The sequence below is a fragment of the Vibrio sp. FE10 genome, from assembly GCF_030297155.1.
In the GTDB taxonomy this organism is placed as follows: Bacteria; Pseudomonadota; Gammaproteobacteria; order Enterobacterales; family Vibrionaceae; genus Vibrio; species Vibrio apostichopi.
The window spans coordinates 139597-151905 of the sequence record NZ_AP028068.1; the positions used below are offsets into that span (position 1 = coordinate 139597).

11 protein-coding genes are annotated in these 12309 nt (G+C 44.0%); 3 read left to right on the forward strand and 8 right to left on the reverse strand.

Annotated features, from left to right (window positions below; translation table 11 throughout):
• Window positions 1–35: 35 nt before the first annotated feature.
• From QUF19_RS17760 to coxB, 3 genes are read right to left on the reverse strand one after another with little or no spacing between them, the layout of a single operon-like run.
• Window positions 36–656, reverse strand: coding sequence for a cytochrome c oxidase assembly protein (locus tag QUF19_RS17760; protein ID WP_286301639.1), 621 nt, complete (start codon window positions 654–656; stop codon window positions 36–38).
• An 11-nt stretch (window positions 657–667) separates the two neighbouring features.
• Window positions 668–2329: a cytochrome c oxidase subunit I gene (gene ctaD / locus QUF19_RS17765; RefSeq protein WP_286301641.1), complete on the reverse strand. Its 1662-nt coding sequence runs from the start codon at window positions 2327–2329 to the stop codon at window positions 668–670.
• Window positions 2326–3528 carry a cytochrome c oxidase subunit II gene (gene coxB, locus QUF19_RS17770; RefSeq protein ID WP_286301643.1) on the reverse strand — a complete coding sequence of 401 codons (1203 nt, stop codon included), beginning with the start codon at window positions 3526–3528 and terminating at the stop codon, window positions 2326–2328. The genes ctaD and coxB overlap by 4 nt, the downstream gene beginning before the upstream one ends.
• Before the next feature lie 462 nt (window positions 3529–3990).
• Here coxB and QUF19_RS17775 point away from each other — a divergent pair, with 462 nt between their 5' ends.
• Window positions 3991–5715 carry a phospho-sugar mutase gene (locus QUF19_RS17775; protein ID WP_286301646.1) on the forward strand — a complete coding sequence of 575 codons (1725 nt, stop codon included), beginning with the start codon at window positions 3991–3993 and terminating at the stop codon, window positions 5713–5715.
• Window positions 5716–5832: 117 nt separating this feature from the next.
• On the opposite strand, the gene QUF19_RS17780 is transcribed toward QUF19_RS17775, so the two are convergent.
• The 4 genes from QUF19_RS17780 to yegD all read right to left on the reverse strand — a co-directional run bounded on the left by QUF19_RS17780 (window position 5833) and on the right by yegD (window position 10516).
• A complete protein-coding gene (locus QUF19_RS17780) occupies window positions 5833–6462 on the reverse strand; it encodes a LysE family translocator (protein WP_017105314.1) in 630 nt (209 codons plus the stop codon).
• Window positions 6463–6612: 150 nt separating this feature from the next.
• Window positions 6613–7245, reverse strand: a complete 633-nt coding sequence (locus QUF19_RS17785) for a fumarylacetoacetate hydrolase family protein (protein WP_286301651.1) — start codon at window positions 7243–7245, stop codon at window positions 6613–6615.
• Window positions 7246–7606: 361 nt separating this feature from the next.
• Entirely contained in the window at window positions 7607–8644 is a 1038-nt protein-coding gene (locus QUF19_RS17790) for a porin (RefSeq protein WP_286301653.1), read from the reverse strand.
• A gap of 519 nt (window positions 8645–9163) precedes the next feature.
• On the reverse strand, window positions 9164–10516 hold the full coding sequence (gene yegD, locus QUF19_RS17795) for a molecular chaperone (protein WP_286301655.1): 1353 nt from the start codon (window positions 10514–10516) through the stop codon (window positions 9164–9166).
• A gap of 159 nt (window positions 10517–10675) precedes the next feature.
• Between yegD and QUF19_RS17800 the strand changes: the two genes are divergently transcribed.
• Window positions 10676–10984: a DUF1289 domain-containing protein gene (locus tag QUF19_RS17800; RefSeq protein WP_017111767.1), complete on the forward strand. Its 309-nt coding sequence runs from the start codon at window positions 10676–10678 to the stop codon at window positions 10982–10984.
• Window positions 10985–11072: 88 nt separating this feature from the next.
• Here QUF19_RS17800 and QUF19_RS17805 read toward each other — a convergent pair whose 3' ends face one another.
• Window positions 11073–11423: a HopJ type III effector protein gene (locus tag QUF19_RS17805; RefSeq protein ID WP_286301659.1), complete on the reverse strand. Its 351-nt coding sequence runs from the start codon at window positions 11421–11423 to the stop codon at window positions 11073–11075.
• A 197-nt stretch (window positions 11424–11620) separates the two neighbouring features.
• Here QUF19_RS17805 and QUF19_RS17810 point away from each other — a divergent pair, with 197 nt between their 5' ends.
• Window positions 11621–12280 (forward strand): PilZ domain-containing protein, encoded by a 660-nt coding sequence (locus QUF19_RS17810; protein WP_286301661.1) that lies wholly within the window; start codon window positions 11621–11623, stop codon window positions 12278–12280.
• Window positions 12281–12309 lie beyond the last annotated feature (29 nt).

Sequence of the window (12309 nt, forward strand, 5' to 3'; positions counted from 1 at the left end):
TCAACTCCTTATGTTGATACTGGTTCTGTAAATCCCTAATTACTTGCGAGTGTCTCAGCTTGAACCTGACTCTTGTTCAAGCCAACATCACTCGTGATATTAAACAAGGTGTAAGAGAGAGTGAGCGTATGAATCGATTCTGGGATCTCAGGCTCAATGTAGAAGATCAGCCCCATCTCCGCGCTCTTGTGTCCTTCCAGAGGCTGCTGGTTAAAGCAGAAGCACTCCATTTTATTAAAATATGTCGCTCCATTTCCGGGAGACACCGATGGCACCGCTTGCCCAACTAACGAAAGACCCGATAAGTTTTGCGCTAAGTAGTTCGTTTGAACCACTTCCCCAGGGTGAACCTCTAACACTCGAGTTTCAGGTATAAACTGCCATGGCATATCTGGCTTAATGTGCGACATGAACTCCACTCGAACCGTACGAGAATAATCAGGTTGCATTCCTTGAGGCTGAACAGCTGATACCGTGTTGGTTTTCCCGTTGATCCCCAAGGCTTCACACATCACGTCATACAGAGGAACCAGAGCGAAACCAAAACCAAACATGCCAATCACGCTCAGCACTAAGTAACCCGTCAACGTCTTTGTCGAACGTTTCGGTGATGGCTGGTTATCGCTGTCTTGTTGGTGGTTTTTGTTATCGCTCATACTCGTTTCCCTTAATCAATTTTAGGTGGATGAGTAAAGGTGTGATGAGGCGCTGGACTTGGCACTGTCCACTCAAGGCCTTCCGCTCTGTCCCATGGTTTACTTGGGGCAGGCTCTCCGCCTCTGACGCACTTGATAGCCAACCATAAGAAAATCAATTGGGACAAGCCAAAGGCGAAACCACCAATCGATACCACTTGGTTAACGTCAGCAAACTGAATCGCGTAGTCAGGGATTCGGCGAGGCATACCCGCTAAACCCAAAAAGTGCATAGGGAAGAACAATACATTGACCGATATGACTGATGTCCAGAAATGCCACAGGCTAAGTTTGTGATCGTACATATGCCCCGTCCATTTCGGCAGCCAATAATAAGCCGCAGCCATGATGGAGAACACAGCCCCCGTCACCAACACATAATGGAAGTGAGCCACCACAAAATAAGTATCGTGGTATTGGAAATCAGCAGGCACTATCGCCAACATCAGCCCAGATAAACCACCAATCGTAAACAGAACAATAAAGGCAATCGCAAACAGCATTGGGGTTTCAAACGTCAAAGCCCCTCGCCACATCGTGGCCACCCAGTTGAATACTTTCACCCCAGTGGGCACTGCGATCAGCATGGTGCAATACATGAAGAACAACTCTGCAAATACCGGCATCCCGGTGGTAAACATGTGATGCGCCCAAACCAAGAACGACAACAATGCGATACTACAAGTGGCATAAACCATCGAGTGGTAACCAAACAGACGCTTGCCACTGAATGCGGGAATAATCGCGGAAATGATACCGAACGAGGGTAAAATCATGATGTACACTTCGGGGTGTCCAAAGAACCAGAATATGTGCTGGAACATCACAGGATCCCCCCCACCCGCAGCATCAAAGAAGCTTGTTCCAAAGTATTTGTCGGTTAACACCATAGTGACCGCGCCCGCCAAAACGGGCATGACGGCGATAAGCAAGAAAGCCGTAATCAACCAAGTCCACACAAACATAGGCAACTTAAACCAAGTCATTCCCGGCGCGCGCATGTTCACGATGGTGACGATGACGTTAATCGCTCCCATGATCGAACTGATCCCCATAATATGGACGGAGAAAACAAACAGAGCCGTACTATCTGGGCCGTAAGTTGTTGAAAGCGGCGCATAGAATGTCCAACCAAAGTTTGGCCCACCACCTTCTGTAAACAAAGAGCCAATCAAGATCAAAAATGCAAAAGGCAGGATCCAAAAACTCAAGTTATTCATACGAGGTAACGCCATATCTGGAGCGCCAATCATCATCGGGATCATCCAGTTCGCCAAACCCGTAAATGCAGGCATCACGGCACCAAATACCATGATCAAACCGTGTACCGTGGTCATTTGATTAAAGAAGTCTGGCTCAACAAGCTGCAGTCCCGGTTGGAATAGCTCAGCTCGGATCACCATTGCCATCGCGCCACCCGTTAAAAACATCGCAAAGCTAAACCAAAGGTAAAGGGTGCCGATATCTTTGTGATTGGTTGAGTACAACCAACGAGCCCAGCCTTTTGGTGCCGCGTGATAGTCATGATCATCAGTGATGGTATCGGTGTCACCTAAAACGCCTTCGCTTACATGGCTCAACGCTTGCTCGTCAGCGGGAGCCGATTTTACAGGTTTATCGATTGGTGAACTCATAACTGCTCCTTAGCATCACTTTGTGCTTCATCCGTTGAGCTTTCTGATCCGCCTGACTGTTTAACCTTGTAAGCGTTAATATCTGAAGCCTGAACAACATCACCAGTATCATTACCCCACGCGTTTCTTTGGTACGTCACAACCGCCGCAATCTCTTTCTCTGTTAACTGGTTATCGAATGCTTGCATCGCCGTGCCTCCACGACCATAGACGATGGTATCGATATGAACTCCAACATCACCCAACGCAACTGGGCTTCCTTTGATGGCAGGAAATGCCCCAGGGATACCTTCACCATTCACTTGGTGACAAACCGCGCATCGAGTTTTATAAACGTCTTCACCTAATACATTCAACTCGTCCAAAGAAAGTGACGCGTCTAATGCATCTTTCGCCGCTTGCTGTGCGGTTAATTGCAATTCTTTTTGCTCAGCTAACCATGAATCAAATTCTTGCTCTTCCATTGCATGTACCACTATCGGCATAAAACCGTGCGCCCGACCACACAACTCCGCACACTGGCCTCTGTATACACCCGGTTCATCTATTTTGGTCCACGCTTCATTAATGAATCCGGGAACCGTATCTTTCTTAACCGCGAACGCAGGCACCCACCACGAGTGAATGACATCGTCTGATGTCATCAAGAAGCGAACTTTGCGATTAATCGGCAAGACCAATGGCTTATCCACTTCAAGTAGGTAATGAGCGCCTTTGGTCTCTATCCCTTCTATTTCTTTATCGCTGGTTGCAAGCAAGCTAAAGAACTCAACATCTTCACCAAAATAGCTGTAATGCCATTTCCATTGTGAGCCAGTAATTTTGATGGTTAGGTCTGATTGAGAGGTGTCTTCCATCGCTATTAAGGTTTTCGTTGCCGGAATGGCCATAGCGATAAGAATAATGATGGGGATTACGGTCCAAAGGATTTCTACTTTCGTACTTTCGTGGAAATGGGCAGCAACCGCGCCCTTCGACTTTCGATGCCTAAGAATGGAATAGAACATAACTCCAAATACAATGAACGCTATCGCGCAACAGATGTAGAAGATCAACATATGAAGTTCATACACCTGACCGCTTATATCTGTTACCCCACGCGTCATGTTGTATTCGCTACTTGCGCTAACTAAAGGGGAAACAAAAGCCATAACAAAACTATTCAACAGCCACGCTAGCCTGACCAGTAATCTCTTCAAAAGATCTCTCCTTATCCATCCTAATTGGATACTTGCGACCTATATGTCGTTGTTTATCTAACGACACTCATTGTTAATCCGACTACACATGAAAGGTTGAATCCGAAGCTACACATCACGTAGCGTTTAACCTCAATTCGCCAGTTCGTATCAAAAAATCATACGAACTTATACGGTTCAAAAACGTTCAAGGTTTTAACCAAAGATTCAAATACGACGAAATTGTTAGTTTTTGTTATATTTATGTAAAAGGCTAGTTAGTGATATCCAATTGTTCAAGGTAAGTTTACTTACTAAACAGTCAATTATTTGAAGTCGCTTGACCTATAAGCCCTTCCTCTTCCCTTGCCGTTGGAATTTATTTTAAATTGAGTTTTACGATTGCCTTAATAGAAATAATAATCAATATCACTTAAGTTAAATCAACAGTAAGTCATCCCGACATTAAAAGGTTTAGTGATTATGCAAGATGCTATGAACTGGTTAGCGAGAGACCCAGATCCAAGAACTCGTGAAGAGCTTCAACATCTCATCGATAAGAAAATGCACGCCGAGATCGAAGATCGTTTTACACAACGATTAGAATTCGGTACTGCAGGCCTGCGCGGCAAAGTAGGATGCGGCCCAAATAGAATGAACCGTTTGGTAATACAAGAAACGGCGACAGGGCTTGGCCATTACTTAATTGAACATGTCGCTAATGCGGCTATTCGTGGTGTGGTGGTTGGTTATGACGGACGTCTAGATTCTAAACAATTCGCCATCGATACCGCTTCGGTACTGACGGCCTTAGGTATTAAGGTTTATTTGACCGCAAACGTCGCAGCGACACCCATTGTTGCCTTTGGTATTGAACACTTCAACGCAGCAGCGGCTGTCGTTGTGACAGCCAGCCACAATCCACCTGAATATAATGGGTTTAAGGTCTACTGGGAGAATGGAGCTCAAATCATTCCACCACATGATGCGGGCATCGCTGATGAAATTGACGTCGCTTCAACTAAACCAATCCCACTAATCAGCCTCAGTGACGCAGAAAAGCAAGGGAACTTAGTTTGGTTAACCGAGGGTTACTACCAAACTTATCGCGCTGCAATTAACCAAAGCCCTTATGTGCGCAACGACATCGATTCAGCGCATACCACCGTGACCTACACGGCAATGCATGGTGTCGGTGCACAAATGGCAGAAGATCTTCTGCACGACGGTGGATTCCATAAAGTATTCAGCGTGGCGGAGCAAAGAGAGCCCGATGGTCACTTCCCGACGGTTAATTTCCCCAACCCAGAAGAAAAAGGCGCGATGGATCTCGTCGTCAATTTAGCGAAAAGTGTCGATGCCGACATCGCTTGCGCCAACGATCCGGATGCAGACCGATTCGCCGTTGCCGTTAGAACTGAAGATACAGTTAGAACCAATGATGCTTCCTATAAGATGCTGACCGGTGATCAAGTCGGTGTGTTATTTGCTCATTACTTGCTATCGAAGCCTCATACCAAAAACCAATTGGTTGGTAACAGTATTGTCTCTTCGACCTTGCTCGAAAAGGTCGCTAACTCTCATGGTGCTACCTACTTCCAAACACTGACCGGCTTTAAATGGTTAGCGAATATCGGGATGCAGTTGGAAGATGAACAGAATGAATTCTTATTTGCCTATGAAGAAGCACTGGGCTACACGATTGGTACTCAAGTTCGCGACAAAGATGGACTTTCTGCACTGGTAGTATTTGCTCAACTGGTTGAAGAGCTGAAATCTCAAGGTCGAACCGTTTGGGATCTTCTTGCTCAAATTTCTTTGGAGCACGGTGTGCATACCAATGCTCAACGCACTATCGCCCTTGATCCAGATTCACCGTCGATAGGTTCAAAACTTAGATCAGCACAACCTAAAACCATTGGTGGCGTAACTGTCTCGGTAATTGAAGATCTGCAATCTTCTCTGCGATACATCGTTGGTGGCGATACTGAAACCATTAACTTACCAACGAGTGACGTATTGATTTATCACTTGGAGGATGGTTCTCGAATTATCGTTCGACCTTCTGGTACAGAACCAAAAGTAAAAGTCTATTATGAGACGGTGACAAAGTTTGAGGGTTCAGAAACGTACGATGAAGCTCGTCAACGTGGAGAAGAGTATACAAATAACTTGATTAAACAACATCAGCAAGAACTCAGTGCTTAAGCAAAGCCCAACGTGAGGCTTATATCTACTGAGATAAAGTAGTCGGTTAAACTACAAACCATCAAAACAAAAATGGACGCTCATTAGCGTCCGTTTTTCGTCTTATTTACACTGCAACTAACCGATGAAGGAAGATAGCATCCAAATCGCTAAAACGATGAATACAGCGCCCATCACCTTCTGTTGATAGGTACGAAACTTTGCGTTTTCAACCAAAGATTTACCAACCGTACCCACTAAAGCAACCAACAAGAAGTTGAATGTTAAACCTAGAACATTCAGTAATAAACCGAGCATCAACATCTGCTCACCCGAAGTCGCTTCAATATTGGTAGACACAAACTGAGGTAAGAACATAACGAAGAAAATCAGAGCCTTCGGGTTAAGCAAGTTGCTAATCAATGCTCTTTGGTAGTAGGTTTTCGCGGCAGAATTATCGCTGAGTTCAGGCGCATTCCCCTGCTCAGTTCGCAGGCAATCCCAACCCATCTTTAATAGATAGGCACCACCCAACAAATTCAGGGCTTTTAAGGCAATAGGACTCATGGCGATCAGCGCCGATACACCCATGGCTGCCAATACCGTCAGAATAATTCCAGAGGTTGCATTGCCTAGGCTTGCGAATACACCGACTTTTCGGCCATAACTCATACTAGAGCTGGCAATAAGTAACATATCAGGGCCAGGTAAAAGAAGAAGTGCAACAACGGCAGTAAGGTAGACGGGTAATATAGCTAAATCGATCATGGGTTTCAGTATTGATAAAAACGGAGGCGGATTTTATATCAATTACCAACACCCTTCCAGATGCAATCAGTTGTCATGAGCGAATTATTTCGAATTAAACACCACTATTCATCAATGAAGCCAATTTATTAACTGCAAAAATCAGACTAACTAGCTCGCGACCCATTCGATCTCAATCAATGTAGCTTCACCGCACTTTAGACGACCGAGGAATATGTCACCTCGATGAACTTCACCAACACCCTTAGGAGTGCCCGTCATCACCACATCACCGTTTAACAGCGTGGTATAAGACGAAAGTTCTTCCAAGATAGTCGAAGGTGAGTACAGCATTTGCTCTACGTGTCCTTTTTGCACACGGACACAGTTGATAAATAGCTCTAGATTTAGATCCGACAAATCCAGCCCATCAGTCGGTACGAAACGGCTCAAGACGGCCGAACCATCAAATGCTTTGGCACGTTCCCAAGGCAAGCCCTTCCCTTTTAAATGGCTTTGTAGCTCTCGTTTAGTAAGATCTAACCCTAGCCCTACTGCAGAATATTGACCGTTTTCAACAATGAAGCAGATCTCAGCTTCGTAATGCAGAGCTTCTTGATGGAAGGAACTTAGAGAGGAGGTAACGCTGGTGCTCGGCTTGTTGAACACCACCATAGCGTCAGGGATAGCATTGTTGAGTTCTTCAATATGGTCCACGTAATTGCGCCCAACACATAATACTTTTGTTGGTACTGCCGTTCGCTTGGAGTTCATCAACTGTTCTTGATCTACAACGCTGCTCATAGTTTATCCCTGAACTATTTTTAGGAGTTCAGAGTTTAACGCATCATAAAGACAGAATCTTTGACAAGATGGTGGCGAAGTTCAAATTTCTGATCATGAGCTCAATTTGTTGATTTGGTTAATTTTAGACGGTTATCGATGCAAGGGACATCTAATATTTTAGGGAGGAAATCACTAATTTCGAACAACTCGATAAATTGATAGTTCTAATCACAAGATTGTATTGATTCTATTTTACGTAGAACAAAACGAAAAATGCCCTCTCCAATCAAAAGATCAGAGAGGGCTTAGCATGGTGCCTAGGACAGTATCCTAAAAGGTAAGTTTAAGGAGTAAACACTATGCTAAATCAGTCTGCGACTTATAGGTAGTAACGAGCACCAAGTAGCCATTGGTCGTCAGCTTTTTCTTTGTAAACGCCTGAACCTTGTAGATCGAATTGGTAACCAGCAAAGCCTACGAACTGAGAAGTAAAGTTGTATTCAGCTTGTAGAGCAGTTGTGCTGAATACTGTTTCGCTCTTCTTGTCGTCTTCTACAGCTTCGTAGTTAACGCTTAGGTTAAGGCTGTTAGACAGTGCGTAAGAAGCTAGCAATTCAATAGCAACTGACTCTTCAAGAATCTGGTTATTACCAGAGTTCATGTAGTTGTTCATTGCGTATACACCAGCAAGGTAAAGACCTTCAGCGCCGTATGAACCGTAAGTTGCACTTACTACGTGTGAATCAGCAGTTTGTGAACCAGCAAGAGCGTAAGTTACGTCACCTGTGTTGTATGCGTAGTTTGCAGTGAAATCAGCAATTGCATAGTTCAAAGCGATTTGACCACGGTTACCGTATTCGTTCGCGCCATCAGCTTTACGACCTTGCCATGCAACCGCTGCGTTTAGAGAACCAGCGTTGCCGAAGTCGATAGCGTTGCCGTAGCTCACCATTTCTTCGCCACGACCAGTACCTAGGTTACCGTGATCTTCGTAGATGAAGTCATTCGCGAATGCGATTGGCATATCTGCTACACCAGCAACGTTGTAGTAAGGTGCCCATTGAGTACCTACTGCTGCACGACCGTAATCGTCGTGAGAAAGACCAACGTAACCAAGACGAGTTGTAAATGACTCATCACCACCGTCAAGCATGTTTAGCGCCCATTCACCTTTAGCATCAGCAGTAAAGCCGTTACCAAGATCGTGAGTTGCACCGAAGTTGATACGTGGAGAAACAGACTCTACACCGATGTCATCGCTGTTAAGACGGTCATCGCTGTTTACATCACCAACAGCAACTGAAACGTGACCGCCAACTGAGAATGTTGTGCCGTCTTCGTTGTAAAGCTCTACTGCAACTGCCTGTGTACCAAATACTGCACCAGAAATTGCTAGCGCTAAAAGTTTCTTATTCATTGTCATATCCATTATGTAACTGGGTGAGTTATTCACTAACAACCTCGTGCTTACGGAGAAGTTGTTACCTGCATTTAACAAGTAGGAAAACACTAATCTATGAATGTCGAAAAAGTTGCATTAAAATATATAAAATAAAAAAAACAATACTATAAAAAACAAAAATCACCTTTAAAACATAAACTTAAAATAACAATGATAGTGAATTTTTGTGTTTTATTTATATCTATCAAAATGATTTTTTGTTTTTAAAATCATAATAAGAGCATTAAAAGTCAAATTAAAAATAAACTCATCAGACCATCAAATAACTCACAGTGGCAAATGAAACATCCTGTAACATTCGGAATCCGCTGGAAATCTTTAAAGGCGTAAAATAAGCCCCCTACTTCGAATTCAAAGTAGATCTTTAAGCAACGACACAAACACTGAATACAAACACTGGATACAAAAAAGGGTAATCAGCCCAAGACTCATTACCCTTATAAATCACTTAACTTGTTGTTTTATTGAACGGGTTTATTTAAAGCAAACCTCAGCCCAACGCGCCAAACCTGCAGTTACCGAACCGAAGTAGTTTCCACTAACGATTGGAACATTCGGCACTGCTTGCTCTACAGCTTCACGCAGTATTGGAGAACGAGCAGAACCACCCGTCATATAGATAACGTCTGGCTTTTTCTGGCCTTGTTGGATTGCTTCTTTCACCAACTCAATCATTTTAGATTTTGGAGTTTCGATTGCATCCACCATCTGCTCAACTGAAATATCGACTTCTACGAGCTCAGAAGCAACATTAATCGCAGCTCGATACTGAGCGCACTCTGCCAACGCAATCTTAGCTTCTTCCGCTCGGCGCACAATACTGTAGCCTAACGTGTCGTGATAAACCTTCATCAAGCGATCCAACTTTTGTGGCTCTGACGCTTCTTTACGAAGTAACTTCAAAGCTGCAAGGTTTTCTCGAGAATAGAAGTTCTTCTGAGCTTCAACGTTATTGATTGCGATCGGATTCCAGAACTGGGTCAACGGCATATCGATACCAGAAACCCCTTTACTGCCGATGCCAAAAGGTGACATCAATTGTTTGAAAGCAAGATAGATATCGAGGTCATTACCACCGACTCGCTGACCACTGTGTGCCAACAGACTTTGAGTTCGATCAGCTTTACCCGACCAGGTCGGCCCCATTTCAAGCAATGAGCAATCCGTCGTACCACCACCAATATCGACAACTAATACGGTTTGGTCTTGAGTCAGTGTACTTTCGTAATCAAGCCCCGCAGCAACGGGTTCAAACTGAAACGCGATATCTTGGAAGCCAGCACGCTTCGCCGCGCGAGACAAAATATGCTCAGCTTGTCTGTTTGCTTCTTCCCCGCCACGTCCATGGAAGTTAATCGGTCGACCGATAACGGCTTGTTTGATCTGCTCTTGGGTCGTCAGCTCGGCTTGATTTTTAATATTCGCCATCATGGCGCACACTAAATCTTCGAAGAAGCTCACCTGAACATCATGTAAGCCACTAGCACCAAGGAAAGACTTAGGAGACTTAACATAATAAACGTCACGAGGGTCTTCTAAATAGAGGTTCAACGCAGCCTGACCAAATGCCATGTCTTCCGGCACCAGATCGATACTCTCTTCGCGGTTCAATGCAATCGCGCGTCGTAACACCTGCTCACCGATAGCATCACTGGGCTTGATGTTTAAGTGACGAAATAGATGCTCAGAAACACTTTCTCGAGTCGGTGCAAACACGGTTGAGGGAATATAATGACTCTTACCTTCTAACGGTAACAAGCTAGGTTCTCCATCAACCATAGCTGCAACGGAACAGTTAGCTGTTCCATAATCAAATCCAATAAACATAATATCCCCCACTCAACAAAAGGGGCGAGATGCTACATGAAAAGCCTAAAAATTACGAGGTCATTTCTCAATTTAACTGAGTAATTTCTTAGCTTAACGGCTCTTCAAGAAGAAACAAATGTGCTACATTTCAGCACAAATGAATGACGGGTCAAATTGATGAAAACACCTTGCTTAGCGGCTTGTAAAAATAATGGTGGCATATGCAGCGGCTGCCACAGAACGATGGATGAGATTATCGGTTGGAAAGGCTTGTCTGAAAGCGAAAGAGATTCGGTGATGGATAGCCTCAGCGGTGCGAGTTCAACTCATCAGTGCCCACAGTGTAATGCACCTGCTCAGTGTGATATCAGCGCAGGAAAAGAAACCTGTTGGTGCTTTGAGCTAGAAAAACGCGATACTAGCAGTATTCCTAAAGGCGGTGTTTGTATGTGTCGCAAGTGCTTGTCTGCACTGCCTATTCAATAGAGAGTAAACCTGTCTCAACATCGAGAACATAAAGGAAGCGAGATACTATTTTCTCGCTTCAGAATACGAATGTTAGCCTAGTACGTGTTTACTTTGCTTTCGCAATCAGCGCAGACTGAGAAAACTGTACACCACTCCAACCATGAATCATAAAGTTACGAATGTTTTGATGGTCGGTATTCTCGGGAAAACCTAATACATCATTGCGATAAAACTGCCCAAAACAAGCCAGTGTTTGCTCGGGAGAAAGATCTTGAGCTAAACCAAAAGCAAAGATCTTACACGAACCATTGTTCTGTCCCGCGACATTCACTACATCACCGTTACGAAATTCACTCTCAGAAAAGTCATAGTTCGCCTCAATCACCTGCATTGTATCTTCAAATTGAATGCTTTCTGGGGCTTGAGTCAGCGTATTGAGTAAAGTTTCCAGTTCCATTTAATATTTCTCCATCAGTACATGATTAACGACAGCAGTGTATCGTGTTTTGAGGTAAGAGTAAGCTGAGTTTTCGTTTTGGAAAGCCATTCACTTTTTGACTCAACTTTTACAATTACTTAAATGAAACTAATGACATATATTTATCAGGCCGTTATATTATTTGGACAGATGATTAACATTGTTCATTGAAGCATATGCATAAAGATAAAAACTTAGAACTGTTCAGATACCTAAAACCCGGTACAAGAACAGCAGGTGTGTTGGAATTTGGCCCGGATGACTCAATTCAGATAAGCACGCTTTACATAGGACACAAACAAGATCAGTACTTGATTCTGGAGCTTTCACAAAAAGCCACGGAAGCATTAACGCTAAGAAAGCTTAATAACGTCGACATCATTGTTCGTGCAATTACCGATACCGAACTTGGTCACATTGTCGCGTTTAAGACCAATGTACTGGCTCATATCACCTCGCCTGCACACCTTATCTTCCTTCGCCCACCCTCAAGCTTTGCAACAAAACCCATTCGTGAGCACGAAAGATACAAGGTACGACTGGAATGTGAAGTCACCTTTGATACCTTGTCATTGGATGCAACTTTAGTGGATTTTTCTGCATCAGGCTGCGGCATCTATCTTACCCAGCAATCGGATATCGATATCGGCTGGAAGATTAAGGCCAACTCTATCTTGAGTGAGTACTTAGACAGCGAACTTGTCTACAAGGTAGTGAGTAAAAAAAGACAAGGCCAAGGTTGGTTGTTGGGGATACAGTTCCCTGAACATATAGAGATGAACGACGAATTGAGAACGTTATTGTTGGAGCAAGCCTTTACCGCTGGTTCTTTATAAAGACAAGAACGCGCTATTCGCTCCTGTCT